The sequence below is a fragment of the Stenotrophomonas sp. GQ19 genome, assembly GCF_059758695.1.
This window is the reverse complement of sequence record NZ_JCAXES010000010.1, coordinates 142,571-167,168: the sequence shown is the minus strand read 5'-3', so window position 1 is coordinate 167,168 and position 24,598 is coordinate 142,571. Positions and strand designations below refer to the sequence as shown.

General features: G+C 68.2%; 22 protein-coding genes. 17 read left to right on the top strand and 5 right to left on the bottom strand.

The genetic code is table 11. The features are described 5' to 3' along the window. Positions 1-6: 6 nt before the first annotated feature. The 9 genes from AC6CHL_RS17620 to AC6CHL_RS17580 are packed head-to-tail and all read left to right on the top strand — an operon-like array spanning position 7 to position 12,329. Positions 7-2,151, top strand: coding sequence for a glycosyl transferase family protein (locus tag AC6CHL_RS17620; protein ID WP_448132988.1), 2,145 nt, complete (start codon positions 7-9; stop codon positions 2,149-2,151). Further along, on the top strand, positions 2,148-4,970 hold the full coding sequence (locus AC6CHL_RS17615; protein WP_498295554.1) for an NfrA family protein: 2,823 nt from the start codon (positions 2,148-2,150) through the stop codon (positions 4,968-4,970). Before AC6CHL_RS17620 ends, AC6CHL_RS17615 begins: the two co-directional genes overlap by 4 nt. 22 nt (positions 4,971-4,992) lie before the next feature. Further along, a complete protein-coding gene (locus AC6CHL_RS17610) occupies positions 4,993-6,039 on the top strand; it encodes an alginate O-acetyltransferase AlgX-related protein (protein WP_038692517.1) in 1,047 nt (348 codons plus the stop codon). Positions 6,040-6,043: 4 nt separating this feature from the next. Beyond that, a complete protein-coding gene (locus AC6CHL_RS17605; protein WP_498295552.1) occupies positions 6,044-7,168 on the top strand; it encodes an alginate O-acetyltransferase AlgX-related protein in 1,125 nt (374 codons plus the stop codon). Between the two features lie 12 nt (positions 7,169-7,180). Next, positions 7,181-8,761, top strand: a complete 1,581-nt coding sequence (locus AC6CHL_RS17600; protein ID WP_498295551.1) for an MBOAT family O-acyltransferase — start codon at positions 7,181-7,183, stop codon at positions 8,759-8,761. Positions 8,762-8,774: 13 nt separating this feature from the next. After that, positions 8,775-9,005 carry an acyl carrier protein gene (locus AC6CHL_RS17595; protein ID WP_038690541.1) on the top strand — a complete coding sequence of 77 codons (231 nt, stop codon included), beginning with the start codon at positions 8,775-8,777 and terminating at the stop codon, positions 9,003-9,005. Positions 9,006-9,033: 28 nt separating this feature from the next. Further along, positions 9,034-10,509: an AMP-binding protein gene (locus tag AC6CHL_RS17590; protein ID WP_448132990.1), complete on the top strand. Its 1,476-nt coding sequence runs from the start codon at positions 9,034-9,036 to the stop codon at positions 10,507-10,509. Next, complete coding sequence (locus AC6CHL_RS17585; RefSeq protein WP_498295549.1) at positions 10,506-11,192, top strand: alginate O-acetyltransferase AlgF; 687 nt, start codon at positions 10,506-10,508, stop codon at positions 11,190-11,192. Before AC6CHL_RS17590 ends, AC6CHL_RS17585 begins: the two co-directional genes overlap by 4 nt. A gap of 3 nt (positions 11,193-11,195) precedes the next feature. After that, a complete protein-coding gene (locus AC6CHL_RS17580; protein WP_498295548.1) occupies positions 11,196-12,329 on the top strand; it encodes an acyl-CoA dehydrogenase family protein in 1,134 nt (377 codons plus the stop codon). Positions 12,330-12,427: 98 nt separating this feature from the next. Here AC6CHL_RS17580 and AC6CHL_RS17575 read toward each other — a convergent pair whose 3' ends face one another. Beyond that, positions 12,428-13,426 (bottom strand): DUF4434 domain-containing protein, encoded by a 999-nt coding sequence (locus tag AC6CHL_RS17575; protein WP_498295546.1) that lies wholly within the window; start codon positions 13,424-13,426, stop codon positions 12,428-12,430. A gap of 106 nt (positions 13,427-13,532) precedes the next feature. On the opposite strand from AC6CHL_RS17575, the gene AC6CHL_RS17570 reads away from it, so the two are divergent. Then, positions 13,533-13,910 (top strand): hypothetical protein, encoded by a 378-nt coding sequence (locus tag AC6CHL_RS17570; RefSeq protein WP_498295544.1) that lies wholly within the window; start codon positions 13,533-13,535, stop codon positions 13,908-13,910. Next, a complete protein-coding gene (locus AC6CHL_RS17565) occupies positions 13,891-14,244 on the top strand; it encodes a hypothetical protein (protein ID WP_498295543.1) in 354 nt (117 codons plus the stop codon). Before AC6CHL_RS17570 ends, AC6CHL_RS17565 begins: the two co-directional genes overlap by 20 nt. 47 nt (positions 14,245-14,291) lie before the next feature. Here the strand turns inward: AC6CHL_RS17565 and AC6CHL_RS17560 are convergent, their stop codons facing one another. The 3 genes from AC6CHL_RS17560 to ettA all read right to left on the bottom strand — a co-directional run bounded on the left by AC6CHL_RS17560 (position 14,292) and on the right by ettA (position 18,207). Beyond that, on the bottom strand, positions 14,292-15,608 hold the full coding sequence (locus AC6CHL_RS17560; protein WP_313246142.1) for an NCS2 family permease: 1,317 nt from the start codon (positions 15,606-15,608) through the stop codon (positions 14,292-14,294). 68 nt (positions 15,609-15,676) lie between these two features. Then, positions 15,677-16,351 (bottom strand): outer membrane protein, encoded by a 675-nt coding sequence (locus AC6CHL_RS17555; protein WP_498295541.1) that lies wholly within the window; start codon positions 16,349-16,351, stop codon positions 15,677-15,679. A gap of 191 nt (positions 16,352-16,542) precedes the next feature. After that, complete coding sequence (ettA, locus tag AC6CHL_RS17550) at positions 16,543-18,207, bottom strand: energy-dependent translational throttle protein EttA (protein ID WP_038690533.1); 1,665 nt, start codon at positions 18,205-18,207, stop codon at positions 16,543-16,545. 236 nt (positions 18,208-18,443) lie between these two features. Here ettA and AC6CHL_RS17545 point away from each other — a divergent pair, with 236 nt between their 5' ends. From AC6CHL_RS17545 to ribD, 6 genes are all read left to right on the top strand, one after another. Then, the gene (locus AC6CHL_RS17545) at positions 18,444-18,920 is read left to right on the top strand and encodes an RcnB family protein (protein ID WP_038690532.1); all 477 of its coding nucleotides are present in this window, start codon (positions 18,444-18,446) and stop codon (positions 18,918-18,920) included. 153 nt (positions 18,921-19,073) lie between these two features. After that, complete coding sequence (gene glyA / locus AC6CHL_RS17540) at positions 19,074-20,327, top strand: serine hydroxymethyltransferase (RefSeq protein WP_447591873.1); 1,254 nt, start codon at positions 19,074-19,076, stop codon at positions 20,325-20,327. After that, entirely contained in the window at positions 20,324-20,767 is a 444-nt protein-coding gene (locus AC6CHL_RS17535; protein WP_463600352.1) for a hypothetical protein, read from the top strand. Before glyA ends, AC6CHL_RS17535 begins: the two co-directional genes overlap by 4 nt. Before the next feature lie 206 nt (positions 20,768-20,973). Continuing rightward, positions 20,974-21,453, top strand: a complete 480-nt coding sequence (locus AC6CHL_RS17530; RefSeq protein ID WP_185753374.1) for a hypothetical protein — start codon at positions 20,974-20,976, stop codon at positions 21,451-21,453. An 83-nt stretch (positions 21,454-21,536) separates the two neighbouring features. Continuing rightward, entirely contained in the window at positions 21,537-22,058 is a 522-nt protein-coding gene (gene nrdR / locus AC6CHL_RS17525) for a transcriptional regulator NrdR (RefSeq protein ID WP_038690528.1), read from the top strand. A gap of 73 nt (positions 22,059-22,131) precedes the next feature. Next, positions 22,132-23,214: a bifunctional diaminohydroxyphosphoribosylaminopyrimidine deaminase/5-amino-6-(5-phosphoribosylamino)uracil reductase RibD gene (ribD, locus tag AC6CHL_RS17520; protein ID WP_463600353.1), complete on the top strand. Its 1,083-nt coding sequence runs from the start codon at positions 22,132-22,134 to the stop codon at positions 23,212-23,214. Positions 23,215-23,240: 26 nt separating this feature from the next. On the opposite strand, the gene AC6CHL_RS17515 is transcribed toward ribD, so the two are convergent. Further along, positions 23,241-24,128 (bottom strand): hypothetical protein, encoded by an 888-nt coding sequence (locus AC6CHL_RS17515; protein WP_498295538.1) that lies wholly within the window; start codon positions 24,126-24,128, stop codon positions 23,241-23,243. Positions 24,129-24,598 lie beyond the last annotated feature (470 nt).

Sequence of the window (24,598 nt, the reverse complement as noted above, 5' to 3'; positions counted from 1 at the left end):
CCGGCCGTGGACGGTCTGTTCTGGAACATCCAGCTGGCCAACTACTACGCTGCCCTGGAAACAGTGGCAGCGGCGGTCGCCGTGCTGATCCTGATCTCCAGCCTCGACGACCTGTTCATCGACATCTGGTACTGGGTGCGCGAAAGCTGGCGCACCCTGACCGTCAAGAAGCGCCGCGAATACCGCCCGCTGACCCAGCAGGACCTGCTGCAGCGTCCGGAACAACCACTGGCGATCATGGTGCCGGCCTGGGCCGAGTACGACGTGATCGCGCAGATGGTGGAGAACATGATCGATGTGCTCGACTACCGCGAGTACATCGTCTTTGTCGGCACCTATCCCAACGACGCCGAGACCATCGCCGAAGTGGAGCGCATGCGGCGGCGCTACAAGCGCCTGCGCCGCGTGGAAGTGCCGCATGCCGGCCCGACCAGCAAGGCCGACTGCCTGAACTGGCTGATCCTGTCGATCTTCGACTACGAGAAGCGCCACGACATCGAATTTGCCGGGGTGATCCTGCACGACAGCGAAGACGTGCTGCACCCGATGGAGCTGCGCTTCTTCAACTACCTGCTGCCGCGCAAGGACATGATCCAGCTGCCGGTCACCTCGCTGGACCGCGAGTGGTACGAGCTGATCGCCGGCGTGTACATGGACGAGTTCGCCGAATGGCATGCCAAGGACCTGGTGGTGCGCGAAAGCGTGTCCGGCATGGTGCCCTCGGCCGGCGTCGGCACCTGCTTCTCGCGCAAGGCGCTGCTGGCGCTGAGTGAGGCCACCGACAACCAGCCGTTCAACACCGACAGCCTCACCGAAGACTACGACGTGGGTGCGCGGCTGGCGGCGATGGGCATGCATTCGATCTTCGCCCGCTTCCCGGTGCAGTTCCGCGTGCGCCGGCCGTCGTGGTTCGGGTGGGGACCGGTGCGCGAGAGCACCCAGTCGATGGCGCTGTGCGTGCGCGAATATTTCCCCGACAACTTCCGCGCCTCCTACCGGCAGAAAGCGCGCTGGGTGCTGGGTATCGGCCTGCAGAGCTGGGAGACGCTGGGCTGGCGCGGTTCGCTGGCCACCAAGTACCTGCTGGCGCGCGACCGCAAGGGCATCGTCACCTCGTTCATCAGCATCATCGCCTACATCATCTTCCTGCAGCTGCTGCTGTTCTGGCTGTTGAACGTGACCGGGGTATGGACCACCCAGTTCCCGACCATTTTCCAGGCCGGCACCTGGCAGATGAACGTGGCGCTGATCACCACCGCCGCGCTGGCCACCCGCGTGGTGCAGCGCTTCTACTTCGTCAACAAGCTGTACGGCTGGGAACACGCGTTGATGTCGATCCCGCGCATGGTGGTCGGCAACATGATCAACTTCATGGCCACCGCGCGCGCGTGGCGGATGTTCCTGCTGTACCTGCTGTTCGGCAAGCGCATGGTGTGGGACAAGACCATGCACGATTTCCCCAGTGCCTCGCAGCTGGTGCAGACCCGCAAGCGCCTGGGCGAACTGCTCACCACCTGGCAGGCCGTGGAGCCGGAGCGGCTGGAGCAGGCGCTGCAGCAACAGCAGGGCGGGCGCCAGCAGCCGCTGGGCCGCATCCTGGTGTCGCAGGGCTGGTTGGACGATGAAACCCTGGCCGAGGCGATCGCCTTCCAGGGCGACCTGGCCCGCGCGGTGATCGACGTCGACTACCTGCAGGCCGGACAGTTCCCGCTCTCGGTCGAAGCCTGCGTGCAGTGGCGCCTGTTGCCGCTGCCGGGCAGCACCGCCGATACCTTGTCGATCGCGGTGGCCAACCCGCTCAGCGAGGCCGAGCAGGCCCAGTTGCTGCACGATGTGCATGCCACCGGACTGACGCAGTCGATCGCGCGCGAGAGCGAAATCAATGCGGGCCTGCGCCTGATCAGCGGTGAAACCTACCGCATCGACGCCGTGCCGCTACTGGGCGACCTGCTGGTGGAGATGCGGCTGATCGCACGCGACCAGTTCGAGCGCGTGCTGGACGAATACAAGCCGCAGCGCGACGGCCGCATCGGCGACTACCTGGTCAAGCACGGTGTCGCCACCGAAGCGGCGATTGCCGAAGCAGTGCGCGAGCAGCACCGCCGCTCGGGCCAACCCCAATACAGCGCCACCGGAGAGCTGAAGGCATGAGAACCACCCTGCTTTCCAGCGTGATCGCGCTGAGTCTGATCGGCCTGGGCAGTGCCAGCGTGCACGCGCAGGAATCGCTGCCGCTGTCGGGCAACGCGTACCGCATCGCCGAACAGGCCTTCGGTGCCTACGACCGTGGCGACTATCAACAGGCCTACCGTACCGCCAGCGAAGCGGTGCGGTTGCGGCCGGACGTGGCGCGCCTGCGCCTGCTGCAGATCTACGCGGCGCAGAAACTGGGCCGCACCGACGAGGCGCGCGCGCTGGCGCGACGGGCACTTGCCGATGGCATCAGCGACCCGGCCCTGCCGGGGCTGGCCGCCGCTGCACCGCGTGCCGCCGCCGCCGCTGGCACCAACGTGCGTGGTGCCACCGCCGCCCGCCCGACCGCGGCCGAGCTGGCCTATCAACGCGCGTTTCCCTTGGCGGCCCAGGCCTACGAGGCGTTCAACAGCGACCGTATGGAAGAAGCCGCCAGCAAGGCCGAGCAGGCCTTCCGCCAGCAGCCGCAGCAGGGTGCCTGGGCGATCCTGTGGGTGGCCTCGCTGGAGGCCGGCGGCAAGCTGGACGAGGCGCAGCAGGCGGCGGCCACCGCGCTGTCGCTGGGCGCGCCGAACCGCACCGATATTCTTGCCGCGCAGTTGCGGATCAAACGCGAGCAGGCGGTCGTGCCGGCGCAGGCCGGCTACCAGGCGTTGATCGCCTTGCGTCCGCAGGATGCCGTGGCACCCGCGCGCCAGGCGGTGGAACTGGCGCCGGAGTCGGGCAGCCATCGCTTGCTGCTGATGACCGCGTTGCTGCTCAGCAACCAGTTGCCCGAGGCGGTAGATGCCGCGTCCGATGCGATTGAACAGGACAATGAAGACACCAACGCGCTGGTGATGCGCGGCTACCTGCAGCAACGGCTGGGTCGCAGCGCGCAGGCCAATGCAGACTTCGACCGCGTGCTGGCCCAGGATTGGCTGGATGGCCAGCAGCAACGCAACGTGCGTCTGCTGGCGGTGGATGCGGCGCTGGCCGCCGGCGACCGTGAGCGTGCCGAGCGCCTGCTGGCCCCGCTGCGCACCGATCCACTGACCGACGAAGATGCCGATACACGCCGTGCCATCGCCGATGCGGTGGCGCTGCGCACCCGTTCGATGCGCTCGGCGCGACCGGGCGTGGCGCTCACCGACACCAGCTATCCCGCGCCGATCCAGCAGTGCCGCGAAACGCCCTACGGCACCCAATGCGAACTGACCCCCACCGACCTGCAGGGCGAGGGCGGCGCCGCCCAGCGTGCCTATGCCGCCTACGGTCGGCAGGACTACCAGCAGGCCATCGAGGAGGCGCGCAAGGCCGTGCAGGCGGCGCAGGACAGCGCGCCACTGCAGTCGCTGCTCACCACCTCGCTGGCCGCCGGCGACCGCAGCCAGCAGGCCGAAGCCCGCCAGCGCCTGGATACCGCGCTGGCCACCACGCCGCAGGATGCCGGGTTGCTGATGCAGCGTGGCTACCTCAACCAGCGCGCGGGTGATCCGCGCAGCGCACTGGGCGATTTCCAGGCGGCCGAGGCAACCGGCAAGGCACCGCCCACGGTGGTGCTGGACCAGGCCTATTCCAACGCGGCGCTCGGCCAGCACCCGCAGGCGGTGACGCTGCTGCGCGGGGCGATCGACAGCGCCGACGCCGGCACGCTGCCGTTGGATGCCGCGCAGCGCTACAACACGCGCAGCTCCATCGCCAACTATTCGCGGGAATGGGGCATGACGCTGTCGGCGGGCTATCGCGGCGCGCGCCAGGCCGCCACCAACCTGGGCGGCGCAGCCATCAGCACGCCCGGCGACTCGGTGTTCGGCACGCTCGAAGCGTTCTGGCGGCCGCAGAAACTCAACAACCAGCACGGCACGATGGAACTGTATGCGCGCCTGGCCAACACGCTGTATGACGAAGGCGGCACCTTCGAATCGCTGCAGGCGGTGGACCCGTGCACCGGCATCCCCAGCGAGGATGCCCGCACGCGCGCCGAGCGGCTCAGCCGCTCGCGGTCGATCGCCGGGTGGCCGTCCACCATCGGTGCGTTCGGTGCGCGCTACACCTTCGGCCAGACCGGCCTGAGCGCCGGCATCGAGCGCCGCCAGTTCCTCGGCACCGCCACCCGCAACGGCGGCGTGTACCCGGATTCGGCCGCCATCCAGTGCCGGATCCAGATCGAATCGAGCCAGCCGCTGCAGATGACCACCGCGGCCCGCTACCGCCTGCAGGACAACGCCGGCGGCTGGATGTCCTACCTCACCTACGGCTTCTACAAAGGCACCGGTGTGCGCACCGACGTCAACCAGTGGTGGACGCTCAGTGGGTACGCCCAGGCCGGCTTTACCTGGGATGACAACCGCGCGCGCTTCACCGTGGATCAGATCGACAGCAACGGCGACATCGTGGCGCGGCTGACCGACTCCGACGGTCGCCTGCGTCGCCAGCAGTGGTTCGGTGCCGCCGAACTGCGCGCCGGCCGCAGCTACCGCTTCGGTGCCGAGCAGACCCGCTGGGTGTTGAGCCCGTACCTGGTGATCGGCGCGGACTGGATCGACCAGCGCTCCAAGGTGCGCGGCATCACCTACCCGCTGATCGGCGCGCAATCGTTCGACCTGTCCGACACCGACCGCAGCTGGTCGCTCGGTGCCGGCCCCGGCGTGGGCGTGCGCTACTGGTTCCGCGAAGACCACTACAACGCGGCGCGGTCCTACCTGGACCTGGCCGTGCAGTACCGGTTCGCCCTGGGCGGCGGCGATACGCAGCGCGCCAAGGGTCTGTTCGCTACCGCTACCTTGTACTACTGACATTGGAAAAGGCATGAACGACATGGATACGCATTCTTTGCTGACCCCCACCGCTCCCCGCCGTCGCCTGCGTGCCGGTCTGCCGCTGCTGGCCGTGCTGTGCGCACTGGCCGGTACCGGTGTCGCGCAGGCGCAGGCGCCCGCCGCCGCACCGCCCGCCGCCAGCAAGGACGACTCGGCCATCGTGCTGGTCGGCAAGGACGGCTGGTTGTTCCCTGCATGGGGCAGCTTGAGCGAGGTGGACATGCAGGCGGTCGATGCCTCCACCCGCCTGATCGCCGAAACCAAGGCCCGCCTTGCCGCACGTGGCGTGCGCCTGGAGCTGCTGCTGCTGCCCGACAAGGTGCTGTTCTACGAAGATCGCCTGCCCGCGGGCAAGGTGGTGAGTGCTTCGGTGGAAAAGCGCTACGACACCATTCTTGGCTCGCTGCAGAAGGCCGGCGTCGATGCACTGGATGCGCGCAAAGTGCTGGCCGGCGTGCGCGCGGGCGGCACCGACGTGTTCTATCGCAGCGACCAGCACTGGACCCAGGCCGCCGCCGATGCCACCGCCGATGCGCTGGCGGCACGCATCAAGCAGGCCGTGCCGAACCTGGCCGGCGAGCCCGGCACGGGCACGCCGCTGGGCAAGGAAACCCGCGAGCGCCGCTATGGCGACCTGGCCGAACTGTTCCTGCCACCGGAACAGCGTGCCGCGGTGGGCCGCGAAACCTTCACCGTGCGCCGCGCCGCCGAATCGCAGGGCCTGCTCGACAGTGGCAAGGCACCGGTGCACGTGACCGGGCACAGCATGGTGCAGGCCTACTTCGGTTTCCCGCAGAAGCTTTCCAACGCGCTGGACCGCCCGGTCACGGTGAACTGGAAGGCCGGCAACGTGGGCCCGTGGATCATGCTGCTGGAGTACCTGGAGTCCGACGACTTCCGCACCAATCCGCCGCAGGTGCTGGTCTGGCAGATGTTCGAACCGGTGTACGGGTTCGGCCCGCAGGCCCAGGGCCAGTGGGACAACGCGTCGATCATGACCCCGGCGCAGTTCACCGCGCGCGTGAACAAGGCATTGGGGCAGTAACCCGATGAGTGCACGTCCCGGCGCGCCCGCGCCCCTGCCACCGGCCGCGCCGCCCGGTGCCCACCGTCCCACCGCCGCGCTGGTGATCGCGCTGCTGGTCATCGGCCTGCTGACCGGTGGCTGGATGCTGGGCAAGGCGAAGATCCCCGCGGCCGCGTTGGCACCGGCACGCTGGGCCGACGGCGAAGCTGGCCGCGCGATCAACGAAGCGCTCAAGTTGCCGGTGCAGGCCCAGGCCGACCTGGCCACGGCCGCGCTGCGCTATCGCCTGCTCGGCGACCTGGGGCCGCAGGTGGCACTGGGGTGCCCGGACTGGCTGTTCTACCGCGACGGACTGCGCCCGCCGCCGGGTGCGGGCGAGCAGGTGCTGCAGCAGCGCGTGCGGCTGATGCAGCACTGGACCACGCAGCTCAAGGCGCAGGGCGTGCAGGTGCTGGTGGTGGTGGTGCCGGACAAGTCACGGATCGAGCAGGCGCATACCTGCGGGTTGCGCCATTCAACGGCCATGCGCGCGCGGTTGGGCCAGTGGCAGCAGGCGCTGGGTGCCGCCCAGGTGGCCTCCACCGACCTGCTGCCGGTACTGCAGCAGGGCACGGCGCCGGTGTTCTTCCGCACCGACGTGCACATGAACCGGATCGGCGCGCAGCGCGCCGCCGACGCGGTGGCCGCCTCGGCGCTGCCGCTGCTGGGCGGACGTGGCGCGCAGGCGTTCGAGGTGGGCGCGCCCGGTGCGGCCAAGCCACGCATGGGCGACCTGATCGTGCTGGCCGGGCTGGAGAAGGCGCCGCCGGCCTGGCGCCCGGCGCTGGACCGCGAGCCGGAACAGGTGATCGCGCCGCTGCGCAGTGGCGGCCTGCTCGATGACACCCCGCCGGTCGAGGTGCTGCTGCTGGGCAGCTCCAACGGCCGCCGCAGCCTGTTCGCCGAACGCCTGGGCAATGCGCTGGGGCGCGAAGTGTGGAACCAGAGCCTGGATGGCGGGCAGTTCTCCGGTGCGCTGCTGGCGGCCTGGCCGCAGCGTGCGCAGTGGCCGCCCACGCTGAAGCTGGTGGTCTGGGAATTTTCTGAAATGGCCCTGTCCTTGCCGTTGACCGACGGTGAGCAGGCAACGCTGGCCGAGATCGACTGAGCGCTACGGACGATGCTTTTCAACTCCTTCCTGTTCCTGCTGGTGTTCCTGCCGATCGCGCTGGGCGTGCACTACGCCCTGGGCGCGGTGAAGCCACGCCTGGCCGCCCTGTGGCTGTGCGTGGCGTCCATCGTGTTCTACGGCTGGTGGAACCCGCAGTTTGTGATCCTGCTGTCGGGCTCGATCGTCTTCAACTACCTGGTCAGCCTGGTGATCCTGTCGCTGGCCAAGCGACCGAAACTGCAGCTGCTGGCCACCGTGCTGGGCGTGGCCGCCGACCTGCTGTTGCTGGTGCACTACAAGTACTTCGCGGCGATGGTGAACTTCGTCGGCGAGATGGACTTCAACGTCGGCCCGATGGATGCGCTGATCCTGCCGTTGGGTATCTCTTTCTTCACCTTCACCCAGATCGGCTACCTGCTCGACTGCCGCGCCGGCGTGGTCAACGACCGCAGCCCGCTCAGCTACGTGCTGTTTGTGACCTTCTTCCCGCACCTGATCGCCGGCCCCATCCTCCATCACAAGGAGATGATGCCGCAGTTCAGCAAGCGCGAAACCTACCGGTTCCAGGCCGACAACCTGTCGGTGGGCGGCATGTTGTTCGTGATCGGGCTGGCCAAGAAAGTACTGCTGGCCGACACCATCGCCCCGTATGCCGATGCCGGCTTCGCCTCCACCGGCGAGGTGCAGTTCTGGGGCGCCTGGGCCACCGCGCTCAGCTACGCGCTGCAGCTGTACTTCGATTTTTCCGGGTACTCGGACATGGCGCTGGGCCTGGCGCGCATGTTCGGCATCCGCTTCCCGCTCAACTTCAATTCGCCTTACAAGGCGACCAGCGTGATCGACTTCTGGGCGCGCTGGCACATGACGCTCACCCGTTACATCACCGCCTACCTGTACTACCCGGTGGCGATGGCGGTCACCCGCTGGCGCACCCGCCATGGCCGCGCCACCGGCCCGGCCGCGGTGGCCTCGGCGGGCGGCTTCCTGTCGATGATCGTGCTGCCCACGGTGTGGGCGATGGGCCTGGCCGGCATCTGGCACGGCGCGGGCCTGCAGTTCCTGATCTTCGGCCTGCTGCATGCCGGCTACCTGTCCATCAACCATGCCTGGCGCGTGTTCGTCGGCGGCCGCAAGCCGGCCGCGCTGCGCCAGCTGCGCTGGTACCAGCACGCCGGCTATGTGCTGCTCACCTTCGGTGCGGTACTGGTGGCGCAGGCGTTCTTCCGCGCCGACGGCGTGCACGATGCCTGGGAGCTGGTGCAGGCCATGTTCGGCGTGCGCGGTTGGGAAAGCCTGGAGAACCTGGGCTACCTTGGCGGCATGGGGCTGGGCGACAGCTGGCGCCTGCTGGCTGGCCACCACGTGCAGCTGCTCTACATCCTGGTGCTGCTGGCCATCGTCTGGCTGGCACCCAACGCGCAGCAGATCATGGGCGTGTACGGCCCGTCGCTGGCCAAGCCCAGCCCGGCGCCCCGCGCGTGGATGCGCTGGCAGCCCAACTGGCAGTGGCTGCTGGTGATGCTGCTGATGCTGGGGCTGTCGCTGCTGAGCCTGCACAAAGAATCCCGTTTCCTCTACTTCCAGTTCTGACAAGGTGAACCCGATGGATATCCAGACCCTCCAGGCCCAGTTGATCGACATCGTCGAAGCGGTGATCGGCACCCGCGTGCAGCCGGACGAATACATGGAGTCGCTGTTCGACTCGATGTCCAAGGTGCAGCTGATGGTCGAGGTCAAGGACCGCCTGGGCGTGACCTTGCCGGTCGATGAGATCGATGCGCTGGTCGATTCGGTGCAGGTGCTGGCCGACTACGTGGCCGCGCACCAGCGCTGAGCCCACCCCACCTGCAGGAGCTGTCCGCATGCGTTTCGATTTCGAAAACTGCCGCTTCGTCGCGCTGGAGCACGCCCCGCATGCACCGGCCCTGCACGATGCCGACGGCAGCCTGGACTGGGCCGCGCTGCATGCGGCCACCCAGGCCTGGATCGGGCGCGCGCAGGCGGCCGGCGTGCAGCCCGGCTACGCGCTGGTGATCTCCGGGCACAAGCAGTCTGCGTTCGTGGTGGCCATGCTGGGCTGCCTGCAGATGGGCGTCACCTATGTGCCGGTGGACACCATCAACCCGGCCGCGCGGCTGCAGCGGATCACCCAGCTCACCCATGCCGGCGCGGTCTACGATGCCGCCACCGATACCTTCGGGCCCGGTGCCGACGCACCGCGCGCGCTCAGCGTGCCGGACCTGGCCTACATCATGTTCACCTCCGGCAGTACCGGTGACCCGAAGGGCGTGCAGATCGGCCGCGACAGCGTGGCGCTGTTCACCGGCTGGATTACCGACTGCCTGCAGCTGGGCGAGGCGCCGGCCTTCCTCAACCAGATGCTCTTCAGCTTCGACTTCTCGCTGTTCGACCTGTGCGGTGCGCTCGGCACCGGCGGCAGCTGCGTGCTGTGCCCGCGCGAGGTGATCGCCGACAGCGAACGGTTTGTCGAACACCTGCGTCAGTCGGCGGTGGCGGTGTGGGCGTCCACGCCCTCGTTCGTGCGCCAGCAGATGCTCAACCCGCGCTTCAACGCCGAGCACCTGCCCTCGCTGCGCGTGTTCGTGTTCGGCGCCGAATCGCTCACCCCACGCGTGGCCGAAGAGCTGTGGGCGCGCTTCCCGCAGGCGCGCATCATCAACTCCTACGGTCCCACCGAGGCCACCTGTTCCACCACCTGGGTGGAGATCGACCCGGCGCTACGCGCGGCCGCGCCCAACCCGTTCCCGATCGGCGTGGCCAAGCCCTATGCCGAGGTCTTCATCGACGACGGCGAAATCTGCATGGCCGGCGACCACGTCATGCGCGGCTACCTGGATCGCCCGGACCTGGACCAGGGCGTGCTGTTCACCCATCACGGCAAGCGGGCCTACCGCAGCGGTGACCTGGGCGACCTGGATGCGGAAGGGCGGGTGACCTTCCGCGGCCGCAAGGATGACCAGATCAAACTCAACGGCTACCGCATCGAGCTGGCCGAAGTGGATGCTTCGCTGTCCACCCTGGACGGCGTGGTGGCCGGCGCGGCGGTGGTCCTGCGCCGGCCCGATGGCACCTTGGTGCGCATGATCGGCTTCGTCGAACTGTCCCAGCCCGGCGAAGGCGCGGTGCAGCCGCTGCCGGCGTCGCTGCAGGACTGGAAGGCGCAGCTGGGCCGTCGCGTGCCGCCGTACATGATTCCCTCTGAACTGATCGCCGTTGATGCGCTGCCGACCGGCACCAGCAACAAGGTGGATCGCCGACAACTGGAGCAGCGCTACGCAATGGCGCGCACGCTTCGCCGCCAGGAACCCACTGCATGAAACTGCCCTTGATCTCGCTCGCCGCCGCCGTGCTGGCCCTTTCGCCGCTGGCCGCCACCGCCCAGCAGACCGCCCCCGAAGGTCGCCTGGCCCAGCTGTATGCGGCACGGCCGCCAGCCGGTTCGGCGTTCGTGCGCGTGCTCAACCCGGGCAGCGCCGCGCTCAAGGTCGCCGTCGGTCCGGGCGCCGAACAGAGCATCGGCCCGGCCACGCGGGCCAGCCGCTACGCCATCGTCGAGGGCGGCAAGCCGTTCACCGTGCGCGTGGCCGGCAAGCCCCGCAGCCAGCCGCAGGTTGCCGCTGGCAGCTTCACCACCCTGGTGCTGGACGCCGCCGCCCCGTCAAAGCCGCTGGCCGCTCTCGCTGATGGCGGTGGCACCAGCGATGCGCTCAAGGCCGAGATCCGCTTCTACAACCTGGCCAGCGGCTGCGCGCAGGGGCGCCTGGCCATGGCCGACAAGGGCGCCGTGGTGTTCCCGGCGGTGGCCAGCGGCAGCAGCACTGCGCGCGGCATCAACCCGGTCAAGGCACGCCTGGTGGCCGGCTGCGGCGGCAAGGACAGCGCCCCGCTGGCCCTGCCGGCGCTGCAACCCGGCGACCACTACAGCCTGTTCCTGACCGGCAGCGCCACCGCCCCGGTGCTGCAGGGCCAGCTCAGCGGCACCGACCCGGTGGGCCGCTGATCCATGCACACCCGTCCGGTATTCGGTGAAGACCACGCGCTGTTCCGCGCGCAGGTGCGGCGTTTCATCGCCGAGCAGATCGCCCCGCACTACGCACAGTGGGAGCGCGACGGCATCACCCCGCGCGCGCTGTGGCGTGCGGCCGGGGAGGCTGGCCTGCTCAACTGCCAGCTGCCCGAGCCGTACGGCCTGGGCGGCGACATCGGCCACGCCGCCTGCGTGATCGAGGAACTGGCGCGCGCCAACTACCTGGGGATCGGCTTCTCGATCCACTCGGACATGGTGGCGCCGTACCTGATGCAGTACGGCAGCGACGAAGTACGCACGCGCTGGCTGCCGGCGATGGCGCGCGGCGAGGCGATCGGCGCCATTGCGATGACCGAACCGGGCGCGGGCAGCGACCTCAAGGCGGTCCGCACCCGTGCCGAACGCCAGGGCGAGCATTACCTGCTGAACGGCCAGAAGACCTGGATCACCAACGGCAGCAACGCCGACGTGGTGGTGGTAGTGGCCACCGTGGCGCCCGAGCTGGGCGCGCGTGGGCTCACCCTGTTCTGCGTGGACACCACCTTGCCGGGCGTCACCCGCGGCGCACCGATGGCCAAGATCGGCCAGCACGCGCAGGACACCAGCGAGCTGTTCTTCCAGGACGTGGCGGTACCGGTGTCGCACCTGCTGGGTGAAGAACAGCGCGGCTTCGACTACCTGGGCGAACAGCTGGCGGCCGAGCGCATGGCCATCGCGTTGCGCGCGGCGGCATCGGCCGAGGGCATGCTGGATGAAACCGTGGCCTACGTCCGCCAGCGCAAGGCATTCGGGCGCTTCCTGATCGACCACCAGAACACCCGTTTCGTGCTGGCAGGCGCGGCGGCCCAGCTGGCGATGCTACGCAGCTTCCTCGACCAGTGCCTGGCCGCGCAGCTGCAGGGTCGGTTGGACGCAACGGTGGCGGCGATGGCCAAACTCAACGCCACCGAACTGCAGGGCACGATCCTCGACGACCTGCTGCAGCTGCATGGTGGCTACGGCTACAGCAGCGAGTACGGCATCGGCCGCGCCTGGACCGACGCACGCGCGCTGCGCATCTTCGGTGGCAGCAGCGAAATCCTGCGCGAGATCATCGGCCGCACGCTGTAACCGCGGCGGACTGCATGCCCTGAACAAACCGTGCGGTACCACCGGCGGCGCTTTCGCGGCCGGATGTCCCACCCCGGCCGGTACACCCCACGCGCGCGCTACAACCCCCACTGCCGCCGCAACGCCTTCGCCTGCGGTGTGTCCTGCGACAACCACGGGTCCAGCGCATACACCAGCACGTGTTCGGCACCGCTGTCGCGCGCCCACGCCAGTTGGCGTTCAATCCGCGCCGCGTCGGCGGTTTCGCCCTTGAACTGGGTGCCGTCGTGATTCTCACCGGGCAGCTCGCGGAACAGTTCCACGATCGCATCGAACGCCACGCCGCGTTGTTTCAGCATCGCCAGCAACGGCTTGAGTTGCTGCACATTGCCGGCCCCGGCAACGCCCACGCCGTCCTGCACCATCGGCCGCAGCGGCACCTGGTCCAGCAGGCTGGCCCACACCGTCTCCAGGCGGCCGCTGGTCTGCAGGCGGCTGAAGTAGGTGGAGATGGCGCAGTCGCCGCCGCGCGCCTGGGCCGCTGCATGCAGGCCGTGCAGCCACTGGCCCAGCCACTGCACGCGGGCCGGATCGGCCCAGTGGTACTGCTCGATCTCATACGGCAGGTACCAGCCGCCGAAGGCCTGAAGGCGGGCCCACGGTGCCTGCGCCAGCCACTGCTGGGCGCGCGCCAGGCTGCTGGCGAAGAAGGCCTGCAGCGCGGCGTCATCGCCGCCGATTGCCTGCCACCACGATTGCTCGAAGGGCAGCCCCACCCGCACCGTGATGCCCGCTTCGCCTGCGGCGGTGAACAGCATGCGCAGGCCGGCATCGGTCAGTTGCCAATCGCCTTCCGGCGCGCCGTGGATACCGGTCCACTGCAGCACCAGCTGCTTGCAGCCCAGGCGCTGGGCCAGCCCCACCGAGCGCTGCCAATCGGCCATGGTCCAGTCCAGGTGGCTGCGCCAGGGCTGCAGGAACGTGCCCTCTACCTGCACCGGCATCGAACAGCCGGGCAGGGTGGCCAGTGCACCTACGGCGGGCGCCAGCAGCGCGGCACGCAGCAGCCGGCGACGCAACGGCGAAGACAGATCGACAGGCAGGGGAGAATCGCTCATGCCCCATCATCCCAGAGCCGCGTTGCGTAGGGGTGAACCGCGCGGCGTGCGCCCTGGACGTGGATGATCGCGTTGCGTAGTGCAGGGCCGGCTTCGCCCATGCGTCATGCCGACATCGAACGTTGATCGGGTCACGGCAGTCGGCAGGGGCGCGACCCTACCGGGGGTGCGGCATGGTCATGGCGCAGTTGCAGGTGCAGTTGGAGGGGCCAACGCCAACGCCAACTCTGCCGCCGACTCGGACACCGAAATCGCCACCGAAATCGCCACCGAAATCGACACCGAAATCGACACCGAAATCCCCACCGAAATCCCCACCGAAATCCCCACCGAAATCGCCGTCGCCGTTGCTGGTAGGGTCGCGCCCCTGCCGACTGCCGACCCTCTGCCCACATCCGGGAATGGCATGACCTTTATCGAGATGATCGGTTTCGACGTTGCAGAGCCGGCTTCGCTCATGCGTCATGCCGACATCGAACGTTGATCCGGTCTCGGCAGTCGGCAGGGGCGCGACCCTACCGGGGGTGCGGCATGGTCACGGCGCAGTTGCAGGTGCAGTTGGAAGGGCCAACGCCAACGCCAACTCTGCCGCCGACTCGGACACCGAAATCGACACCGAAATCCCCACCGAAATCCCCACCGAAATCCCCACCGAAATCCCCACCGAAATCGCCGTCGCCGTTGCTGGTAGGGTCGCGCCCCTGCCGACTGCCGACCCTCTGCCCACATCCGGGAATGGCATGACCTTTATCGAGATGATCGGCTTCGACGTTGCAGAGCCTGCTTCGCTCATGCGTCATGCCGACATCGAACGTTGATCGGGTCACGGCAGTCGGCAGGGGCGCGACCCTACCGGGGGTGCGGCTTACTCCAGCGCGTAGCGCAGCACGAACAAGCCGGCCACCAGCCACACCGCCGGGTGCACGTCGCGCCATCGCCCGGTGCCGGCCTTGAGCACGGCATAGGCGATGAAGCCGAACGCCAGGCCGTTGGCAATGGAGTAGGTGAACGGCATCGCCAGCGCACACAATGCGGCCGGCACCGATTCGGTCAGGTCGCTCCAGTCCACGTCCACCAGCTCGCGCAGCATCAGCCCGGCCACGAACAGCAGGGCAGGGGCGGTGGCATAGCCGGGCACCATCGCCGCCAGCGGCGAAAACAGCAGCGCGGCCAGGAACAGCGCGGCCACCACCAGCGCGGTCAGGCCGGTGCGGCCACCGGCCTGCACGCCCGACGCGCTTTCGGCAAACGCAGTGGTGCTGCTGGTACCCAGCAGCGAGCCGGCCACGATGGCGGTACTGTCGGCCAGCAGCGCACGCCCGAAGCGCTTGGGCGCGCCGGGCAACTTGAGCAGGCCCGCACGCCCCACCACGCCGTACAGCGTGCCGGTAGCGTCGAACACTTCCACCAGCACGAACACCAGCACCACCTGCAGCAACACCGCAATCGGCGCACCGCCGTTGTGGTGCAGCAGCCCGGGCAGGTCCAACTGCAGGAAGGTGGGGGCCAGGCTGGGCGGCAGCGACACCAGCCCATGGAACTGCACGTCACCGAGCAGCCACGCCGCGCCGGTGACGGCCAGAATGCCGATCAGGATCGCGCCGCGCACCTTGCGCGCTTCCAGGATCGCAATCAGCAGGAAGCCGGCCAGGGCCAGCAGCGGTGGCGCGGTATTGAGCGGGCCCAGCGCCACCAGCGTATCGGTGTTGGCGATGATCACCCCGGATTTCTGCAGCGCGATGATCGCCAGGAACAGGCCGATGCCCGCCACGATCGCCGCGCGCAGCGAGGGCGGAATGCCCGCCACCAGCCAGGCCCGCACGCCGGTCAGCGACAGCGCCAGGAACACCAGCCCGGAAATGAACACCGCCGCCAGCGCCTGCTGCCACGGCAGGCCGGCCGCGCCGACCACGGTGAAGGCGAAGAACGCGTTCAGGCCCATGCCCGGAGCCATGCCCACCGGGAAGTTGGCGGCGAACGCCATCACCAGCGAACCCAGTGCCGCGGCCAGGCAGGTGGCCACGAACACCGCGCCCGGGTCCATGCCGGTGGTGGCCAGGATGTCCGGGTTGACGAAGACGATGTAGGACATCGTCAGGAAGGTGGTCAGCCCGGCCAGCACCTCGGTGCGCACGGAGGTGCCGTGCTGCTGGAGCTGGAAGACGCGTTCGAACAGGGACATCGCAGATCTCTCGTGCCGGGGGCGCACTGCCTCGCCCAGGCGGACCTGCGGGTGCGTCGTGTGGCGGGTTAGAAGTGGTAATTCAACTTCAGCGTAACGCTGCTGTAGTCGGTATGGAAGCTGCGGCGGGCCGCGTCGGGGTAGTTCGGATCGTGCAGCTGCACCGGGCTGGAGCCCAGGTTGGTGTAGCGGTACTCCACGCCGGCGGACAGGCGCTCGTTGAACCGCACCAGCACGCCTGCGCCGACATTGACGCCGGTGGAGACATGGCGGGCGTCGGTCTCGAATTCCGCCACGCGGCAGCCGTTGGTTTTCTCGACCAGCGATTTATCGCAGCCCAGGGTGTACTCCTGGCGGGCCACGGTCACGCCGGTGGTCAGGTAGGGCAGCACCGGGCCGGCCGCGTAGCCGAGCATCAGGTTGACCGACCCCGACCGGGTTACCGCGTCCTTGCCGTAGTACGGGCTGTGCGGGTGGTTTTCGCGGTCCTTCCAGTCGCGGTCGATGCTGCCGACGGCAAGGCTGCCTTCGATGCCCATCACCACGTTGCTGTCGAACTGCCAGGTGCGACCGGCCTGCACGCCGCCGGTGAACCCGCGCGGGCTTTTTTCAGAGGCGTTGGCGTTGCTGCGGTCCTGGCTCTTGCCTTCTGCATGGCTCGCCTGAACGCCCATGTAGCTGCCTTCCCAGTTCGCCGGGGCCGCCGCGGCGGTGCCCGACAGCAGCAGGGCTGCGGTACTCATGACCAGTGCTTTCATTGGTGGTGTCCTACGTTGGTCGCAACTGCGTGGGGTGCAATTGCGTGAGGTGCGTAGGAGACCTGAAGTCGTTATCTATGGATATGCAATTAGTTGCATCCTGCTGCCTATGGCTAGCGGTGGGTACCGACCCGAATGCAAAACGGCCGCGCAGTGCGCGGCCGTTTCTCGTTCCGTTACTTCAGCGCCTTGAAGCGCAGGCGCTTCGGTGCGGCGTCGTCGCCCATGCGGCGGCGCTTGTCTTCTTCGTACTCGCGGTAGTTGCCCTGGAAGAACTCCACGTGCGAGTCGCCTTCGAACGCCAGGATGTGGGTCGCGATGCGATCCAGGAACCAGCGGTCATGCGAAATGACGAAGGTGTTGCCCGGGAACTCCAGCAGCGCATCTTCCAGCGCACGCAGGGTTTCGATGTCCAGATCGTTGGACGGTTCATCGAGCAGCAGCACGTTGCCACCCTGCAGCAGGGTCTTGGCCATGTGCAGGCGGCCACGCTCACCACCGGACAGCGAACCCACCAGCTTCTGCTGGTCCTGGCCCTTGAAGTTGAAGCGGCCGATGTAGGCGCGCGACTGGATCTCCACGCCATTGATGTTGAGGATGTCCAGGCCGCCGGCGATTTCCTGGAAGACGTTGTGGTTGCCTTCCAGCGCGTCGCGGCTCTGGTCCACGTAGGACAGCTTGACGGTCGGGCCGACCACGATCTCGCCGGTGTCCGGCTTTTCCTGGCCGGTGATCATCTTGAACAGGGTCGACTTACCGGCACCGTTGGGGCCGATGATGCCCACGATCGCGCCACCGGGCACCAGGAAATTCAGGTCGTCGAACAGCAGGCGATCACCGAACTTCTTGGAGACGTTCTTGAACTCCATCACCGCATTGCCCAGGCGCTCGCCCGGCGGAATGAAGATTTCGTTGGTCTCGTTGCGCTTCTGGTAATCCACCGACTGCAGTTCTTCCAGGCGGGCCAGACGCGCCTTGCCCTTGGTACGGCCGCCCTTGGCGTTCTGCCGCGACCACTCCAGTTCCTTCTGGATCGCCTTCTGGCGGGACTTTTCCTGGTTGTCTTCCTGGCGCAGGCGGTCGTCCTTCTGGGTCAGCCAGTCGGTGTAGTTGCCCTTCCACGGAATGCCGCGGCCGCGATCCAGTTCCAGGATCCACTCGGCGGCGTTGTCCAGGAAGTAGCGATCATGGGTGACCGCCACGACGGTGCCGGTGTAGCGCGCCAGGAACTGTTCCAGCCATTCCACGGACTCGGCGTCCAGGTGGTTGGTCGGTTCATCGAGCAGCAGCATGTCCGGCTTCTGCAGCAGCAGGCGGCACAGCGCCACGCGGCGCTTTTCACCACCGGACAGGGTGCCGACCACGGCCTCCCACGGCGGCAGGCGCAGCGCATCGGCGGCCACGTCCAGCTGGTTTTCCAGGGTGTGCGCGTCGCCGGCGGCCAGGATCGCCTCCAGGCGCTCCTGTTCCTTGGCCAGCTTGTCGAAGTCGGCGCCTTCCTCGGCATAGGCCAGGTACACCGCGTCCAGCGCGGCCTGGGCCTGCAGCACTTCGCCCACGCCTTCCTCGACCGACTCGCGCACGGTCTTGGTCGGGTCCAGCTCCGGTTCCTGGGCCAGGTAGCCGACCTTGATGCCGGCCTGCGGGCGGGCTTCGCCCTCGAAGTCGGTATCCACGCCGGCCATGATCTTGAGCACCGTCGACTTGCCCGAGCCGTTCAGGCCCAGCAGGCCGATCTTGGCACCCGGGAAGAACGACAGCGAGATGTCCTTGATGATCTGCCGCTTGGGCGGGACCACCTTGCTGACGCGGTTCATGGTGTAGATGTATTGCGAGGACATGAGGTCTCCGAAGGCGCAACCCTGCGCCCGTTCCAGGCGGAACAGGAACAGATGAATAAAGGGGTACCCCCGATTATAGCCGGAAGCGATGACAGACGCCGGTCTGCCCATGGGGCGGGGCTTGCCGGGGCCTGAATGGGCCGTCAAAGCCGTTGAAATGGAAACCGTTTCCAGCCGGAAACCGTTCAGATGCCGTCAGCATGATGGAGCCATCAATCCACCAAGCGAGGCCAATCATGCGCATGAATCGATTTGTGGTCGGGGCCGTCGCCTCGCTGCTGGCCCTTGGCACGGTGGCACCGGCCTTCGCCGACAACGACCACCGCGGCCGTGGGCACGACCGCCATGATGACCGCCACGACCGCCGCCACGATCGCCACGACCGGCATGATCGCCGCGACTGGCGCGACGACCGCCGCCGCGAGGCCCACCATGACCGTCGCTACTACGACAACCGCGGCTATTACCGCCCGGCACCGCCGCCGCGCGTGGTCTATCGCCCGGCCCCGGGCTACGGCTCCTATGGCTGGGCGCGCGGCCACCGTTACCGCGAGTACTACGGCGGCCCGGTGTACGTGGTCAACGATTACAGCCGCTACTCGGTGCGCCGCCCGCCGCGTGACCACCACTGGATCCGCGACGACCGCGGCAACCTGCTGCTGGTCGCCATCGCCACCGGCATCATTGCCGACTACGTGATCAACAACCGGTAAGCCCGGCGGCAGGCACGCTGCCCGGCCTGGACGGCGCCCTTCGGGGCGCCGTTCCGCGTTCCGGGGGCCGTGCGCCCGGATTGGTCACCCCGCGCCGCGGGGACTACAATCCAGAGCTCGCGCTGTACCCCCTCTGCCTGCCTGGAGTAACCGATGTTCCCGCGTGACGTCCGCATCGAAACCTACGATCCCGAACTGGCCAAGGCCATCGCCGCCGAAACCCAGCGCCAGGAAGACCACGTCGAGCTGATCGCCAGCGAGAACTACACCAGTCCGGCGGTGATGGAAGCCCAGGGCAGCCAGCTGACCAACAAGTACGCCGAAGGCTACCCGGGCAAGCGCTACTACGGTGGCTGCGAGTATGTGGACATCGCCGAACAGCTGGCCATCGACCGCCTCAAGCAGCTGTTCGATGCCGACTACGCCAACGTGCAGCCGCACAGCGGTTCGCAGGCCAACCAGGCGGTGTACTTCGCGCTGCTGCAGCCGGGCGACACCATCCTGGGCATGAGCCTGGCCCATGGCGGCCACCTGACCCACGGCGCCAAGGTCAATGCGTCGGGCAAGCTCTTCAATGCGGTGCAGTACGGCGTGGACGAAGCCGGCCTGATCGACTACGACGAAGTGGAACGCCTGGCCGTCGAGCACACGCCGAAGATGGTCGTTGCCGGTTTCTCGGCGTACTCGCAGGTGGTGGACTGGGCGCGCTTCCGCGCCATCGCCGACAAGGTCGGAGCCTACCTGTTCGTGGACATGGCGCACGTGGCCGGCCTGGTCGCCGCAGGCGTCTACCCAAGCCCGCTGCCGCACGCCCACGTGGTCACCTCGACCACCCACAAGACCCTGCGCGGCCCGCGCGGCGGCATCATCATCGCCAAGGGCGCTGACGAAGACCTGGTCAAGAAGCTGCAGTCGATCGTGTTCCCGGGCATCCAGGGCGGTCCGCTGATGCACGTCATCGCCGGCAAGGCCGTGGCCTTCAAGGAAGCGCTGGAACCGGCCTTCAAGACCTACCAGCAGCAGGTGGTCAAGAACGCCCAGGCGATGGCCAACACGCTCATCGCGCGCGGCTACAAGATCGTCTCCGGCGGTACCCAGAACCACCTGATGCTGGTCGACATGATCGGCAAGGATGTGTCGGGCAAGGATGCCGAAGCCGCCCTCGGCAAGGCCCACATCACCGTCAACAAGAACTCGGTGCCCAACGACCCGCGTTCGCCGTTCGTGACCTCCGGCCTGCGCCTGGGTACCCCGGCCGTCACCACCCGTGGCTACCTGGAGCAGGACTGCGTGGACCTGGCCAACTGGATCGCCGACGTGCTCGACGCCCCGGCTGACGAGGCCGTGATCGCCCGCGTGCGTGATGCGGTGAGCGCCCAGTGCGCGAAGTACCCGGTCTACGGTTGATCGATCTGTTCGATCAGCGCCGTTTCTACCTGGCCGTGGCAGCCCTGTTCGGGTTGCCCGGCCTGGTGCTGGGCGTGACCGGGGCGGGGCTGGGGGTGTGGGTCGGGCTGACCGAGCCGACGCATGCCGGCTTGCCGCCGCCGCCGGTACTGGTCGGGTGGGGCCTGGCTGGCCTGCTCGGCCTGCTGGCCTGGGTGCGCCTCAGCGCGGCATGGCTGCTGGCCGGGCAGGAGGGCCTGCGCTGGCTGCATCCTGCCTGGTGGTATCTGTTGGGGGCGGGAATGGCTGCCGCACTGGCACTGGTGGGCATGGCGATGGCAGACCGGATGCCCGGCCACACCCCCGTGCTGCTCCTGTTGGCGGGACCCCCGGTGCTCTTCCCCGCGGCACTGCTGCTGGTGCAGCGACGTCGCCTGCGCCGGGCGGGTCTGCACGGCTGACCGCCTGGTGCAGGGACGCCATGCGGTCGTGGCGTGATCGCCCGCGTACCGCACGCGGACTGACCTGCGCGCTCGAGCAGCCCGCGGCAGGCTGGCCCGCCTGGTCAGGCAGCCACGATTTTTCGGATTAATTGCATATTCGGTCGGGGCGGTTGCCTCTAGCGTGGCCCGTTGCCGTGACGTGCGGCTGTTTCGAGGCAGAACACGTGACGTATCCCGTCCCTCCGCAGTTGATTCCCTCGCCTTCCCGGTATCAGATCGGTTTCGCCGTCCATCTGCTGGCAGTAGGTCTGCCCTTGATGCTCGTCTCGTTGTCGTGCTTCGTGACGATCGTGCCGTTGGCCGCCTTTGAAGGCGGTGTTTCGCTGGTCGGACTGCGGCGGGGCTTCCTGGCGTGGTACGGCACAGTGCTGGCGGGCGCTGCGGCGATGGCGCGGCTGGGCTGGGACTGGTTGGTGCGGCGCCGGCCGCTGCGGCAAGGCAGCGCCCGGGCCTGGTGGTTCCTGCTGGCCGCGCTGCTGGTGCAGGCCGTGACGTGGTGGGCCATGCTGCGGTTCGGCAGCGGCCTGGAGTCCAGCCAGTACGGGCGTTACCTGTGGGCCGGCACGCCGCTGGCCGGTTGCGCGGCGCACCTGGCCTGGCTGCGGTGGCGGGAGGGGGCCGGGACGATGACCCTGCGCACCTGATATTTGTGCGGGCTGTCCTTCTCAGGTACCGTTGCGACGCTGCCGTGACCACGGCATGACGTTTTCCTGATGCAAGGCGTTCCATGTACTGTCCGTTCTGCCAGCATGCCGATACCCGTGTGATCGACTCGCGCGTCTCTGAAGACGGGGCGACGATCCGGCGTCGGCGTGAGTGCGAGGCCTGCAACGAACGCTTCAGCACCCTGGAAACCATCGAGTTGAAACTGCCGGCCATCGTCAAGAGCGACGGCAGCCGCGAAGCCTTCGACGCGCGCAAGGTGCGCAGTGGCTTCGATCGCGCGCTGCAGAAGCGCCCGGTGCCCGAAGACGAAATCGAACTGGCGGTGCGTGCGGTGATGCAGCAGGCACGTGTCTGCGGCGAACGCGAAATCCCGTCGATCAAGATCGGCGAGTTCGTCATGAATGAACTGCGCAAGCTCGACCATGTGGGCTATGTGCGTTTCGCCTCGGTGTACCGCAGCTTCGGCGACGTGGCCGATTTCCGCGAGGAAATCGAAAAACTCGAACGCGACCTGCCGGCCAGCACCGAGCAACTGCAGCTGCTGGGCGGTGTGATTCCGCTGGAAAAGAAAAAGAAGGGCTGATGCCGGTCGCCTCGCGGCGCCCCCGGCTGGGCTACCATCGGCGCTGCACGCCTGCCGCCGACTGATCATTGCCATGACTGAATTTTCCGCGCTCGACCACCTGCACATGGCCCAGGCGCTGCGTCTGGCCGAACGGGCGGCTTACACCGCGCGGCCCAATCCCATGGTGGGCTGTGTGATCGCCCACGGCAGCGAGGTGGTAGGGCAGGGTTGGCACCAGCGCACCGGTGGCCCGCACGCCGAAGTCTTTGCACTGCGCGAGGCCGGCGACCGCGCGCGGGGTGCCACTGCCTACGTCACCCTGGAACCCTGCGCGCACCACGGCCGCACCCCGCCTTGCGCGTTGGCCTTGATCGAGGCGGGCATCACCCGCGTGGTGGCGGCGATGCGCGATCCCTTCCCGAAGGTCGATGGCGGCGGCTTCGTGCTGCTGCGGGAAGCGGGGATCGAGGTTGCCGAAGGCCTCATGGCCGCGCAGGCGCGCGACCTCAACCGCGGGTTCCTGTCGCGCATCGAGCGCGGCCGGCCGTGGCTGCGGGTGAAGCTGGCCGCCAGCCTGGATGGCCGCACCGCGATGGCCGACGGCACATCAAAGTGGATCACCGGCGCGGCCGCGCGCGAGGACGTGCAGCACTGGCGCGCGCGTGCGGGTGCCATCCTGACCGGCGCGGACACCGTGCTGGCCGACGACCCGATGCTGACCGTGCGCCTGCCCGACACCGAGGTGCTGCCGCCACTGCGCGTGATACTCGATTCACGCCTGCGCTCGCTGGAATGCGCGCGCGTGCGCGAAGGAAATGGTCGCGCGCTGTACCTGCACGAGGCGGCAGTGAGTGCGCCGGACGCGGCCGATGCGGACTTTGCCAGCGTGGCCAGCCGCGAGGGTCGCCTCGACCTGGGCGCGGTGCTGGCGCTGTTGGCCGCGCGCGAGATCAACGAAGTGCACACCGAAGCCGGTGCGACGCTGGCCGGCGCATTGCTGGCCGGCGGCTGGGTGGATGAGCTGCTGCTCTACCAGGCGCCCACGTTGCTGGGCGAACACGGCTTGCCGCTGCTGTCCGGGCTGGGCATCCATGCGATGGAGCAGCAGCGTCGGATGCGCGTGGTGGACCAGCGCCAGGTGGGCGACGACCTGCGGCTGCTGCTGCGGCCCTGATCCGGGGATCAGGGCCGGCTTTCATCTCAACGGCAGGCGTCGGTCCACATCATTTCGGCAATCGAGCGCAGCGCCTTGCACTCCTGCACCATGGCCTCCACCGATTGGGTCTGGGCCTTGTCCCGCAACTCGTCGGCCATCGCATCCACGCCATTGAGCTGCTCCGGCGCGATCTTCGCCACGCACTGCCGGTGCTGCTGCAACAACAGGTCGCAGCTGGCCACGCCGGTCAGCGTCGGCGCGTCCTTTGCGGCAGCTTCCTGCTGCCACGCATCGAACGGCAGCAGCGCCTCCACCACCGGCGCCACCAGCGCGTCGAGGTTGCCGCTGTACCAGTAACCGTTGTCCTTGGCCGGGTACAGATCCACGCTGCCGCGTACCTCGCGGCGCGGACCGCTGCTGACCGCCGCCACGTAGCCGTCGGTGAAGCGCTTCAGCCCGGCCGGGGTGTTGTCGGCCACGCTGGCGTCGAACAGCGGGCGCAGGCTATCCAGTACGGTCACCTGGCAGGTGAAGTCGACCGTGGCGACCTTCGCGCCGTCCACGGCGTCGTTGTCGCGCAGGGTGCTGCCCTGCGCGCGGCACCGGGTCTTGCCCAGGTTGGCCGCGACCACGGCAGGCATCGCCTCGATACGCGCGTTGTCGCTGCCTGCTGCCGCGAGCAGGCCCTGCAGCGGTGCGGCGAGCGCACCGGCGAACGCGCCCTTGTTGAATTCAAGCGAGTCCTGGCCATCGAAGGCAGGGCGCAGCGCGTCATTGAGCGTGCGTGCCGCCGCGGCGTCGTCTTCCAGCATCACGCGGGCGTACAGGTCGAAGGTCTGTTCGGGCGTCAGCGGTGCCGGTGCAGCGGCAGTGGCCAGCAGCGGCATGCACAGCAACAGCGAGGTGGCGGCCAGTACGTGGCGGTTTTTCATGGCGGTCAGCGTCCAATGCAGGGCGCGGAAGCCTAGCGCATTTCACCTCTACATCGATGGCGCGCCGGAGAAGAGCCAAAAAAAGTTCTTCGCCCTTCTGTGGGGCAGGCAGAAACGTGCTTTGACGCTTTCCAGGCGCGGCCGTCGGCGGGTCGGGCACTGGGCCCCCATGCCCTTTCCGGCGAATGTCCCCCGGCGTCGGCCTGCGGCCGCCACCTCCTCCTTTATTTCGCCTCCAAGGGCATGGGGGCCCAGCGCCCGACCCACCGCCCAGCGTCAGAAAAGCGTGGCGTCCACCTGCGCACCGCAAGCCGAGCCCCGTAGCAGCCGGTAGGCTCCTGGGCAAAATAAAGGAGGAGGCCGCTACGCGGCCGGGGGACATTTGCACCAGGGGCCTACCGGCTGCTACGGGGCCCTCACGCTCGCGACCGGCCGGATCGGAGACGCCAGCCGGCCTGCACCCCCGGCTA

What these genes read in the sequence shown, in the direction of transcription:
- AC6CHL_RS17590 (WP_448132990.1), top strand. Translation starts at nt 9,034, where the DNA reads ATGCGTTTCGATTTCGAAAACTGCCGCTTCGTCGCGCTGGAGCACGCC.
- AC6CHL_RS17615 (WP_498295554.1), top strand. Translation starts at nt 2,148, where the DNA reads ATGAGAACCACCCTGCTTTCCAGCGTGATCGCGCTGAGTCTGATCGGC.
- AC6CHL_RS17600 (WP_498295551.1), top strand. Translation starts at nt 7,181, where the DNA reads ATGCTTTTCAACTCCTTCCTGTTCCTGCTGGTGTTCCTGCCGATCGCG.
- AC6CHL_RS17555 (WP_498295541.1), bottom strand. Translation starts at nt 16,351, where the DNA reads ATGAGTACCGCAGCCCTGCTGCTGTCGGGCACCGCCGCGGCGGCCCCG.
- AC6CHL_RS17545 (WP_038690532.1), top strand. Translation starts at nt 18,444, where the DNA reads ATGCGCATGAATCGATTTGTGGTCGGGGCCGTCGCCTCGCTGCTGGCC.
- glyA (WP_447591873.1), top strand. Translation starts at nt 19,074, where the DNA reads ATGTTCCCGCGTGACGTCCGCATCGAAACCTACGATCCCGAACTGGCC.
- AC6CHL_RS17605 (WP_498295552.1), top strand. Translation starts at nt 6,044, where the DNA reads ATGAGTGCACGTCCCGGCGCGCCCGCGCCCCTGCCACCGGCCGCGCCG.
- ettA (WP_038690533.1), bottom strand. Translation starts at nt 18,207, where the DNA reads ATGTCCTCGCAATACATCTACACCATGAACCGCGTCAGCAAGGTGGTC.
- AC6CHL_RS17560 (WP_313246142.1), bottom strand. Translation starts at nt 15,608, where the DNA reads ATGTCCCTGTTCGAACGCGTCTTCCAGCTCCAGCAGCACGGCACCTCC.
- AC6CHL_RS17565 (WP_498295543.1), top strand. Translation starts at nt 13,891, where the DNA reads ATGCCGACATCGAACGTTGATCCGGTCTCGGCAGTCGGCAGGGGCGCG.
- AC6CHL_RS17515 (WP_498295538.1), bottom strand. Translation starts at nt 24,128, where the DNA reads ATGAAAAACCGCCACGTACTGGCCGCCACCTCGCTGTTGCTGTGCATG.
- AC6CHL_RS17570 (WP_498295544.1), top strand. Translation starts at nt 13,533, where the DNA reads ATGCCGACATCGAACGTTGATCGGGTCACGGCAGTCGGCAGGGGCGCG.
- AC6CHL_RS17610 (WP_038692517.1), top strand. Translation starts at nt 4,993, where the DNA reads ATGGATACGCATTCTTTGCTGACCCCCACCGCTCCCCGCCGTCGCCTG.
- AC6CHL_RS17575 (WP_498295546.1), bottom strand. Translation starts at nt 13,426, where the DNA reads ATGAGCGATTCTCCCCTGCCTGTCGATCTGTCTTCGCCGTTGCGTCGC.
- nrdR (WP_038690528.1), top strand. Translation starts at nt 21,537, where the DNA reads ATGTACTGTCCGTTCTGCCAGCATGCCGATACCCGTGTGATCGACTCG.
- AC6CHL_RS17595 (WP_038690541.1), top strand. Translation starts at nt 8,775, where the DNA reads ATGGATATCCAGACCCTCCAGGCCCAGTTGATCGACATCGTCGAAGCG.
- ribD (WP_463600353.1), top strand. Translation starts at nt 22,132, where the DNA reads ATGACTGAATTTTCCGCGCTCGACCACCTGCACATGGCCCAGGCGCTG.
- AC6CHL_RS17580 (WP_498295548.1), top strand. Translation starts at nt 11,196, where the DNA reads ATGCACACCCGTCCGGTATTCGGTGAAGACCACGCGCTGTTCCGCGCG.
- AC6CHL_RS17585 (WP_498295549.1), top strand. Translation starts at nt 10,506, where the DNA reads ATGAAACTGCCCTTGATCTCGCTCGCCGCCGCCGTGCTGGCCCTTTCG.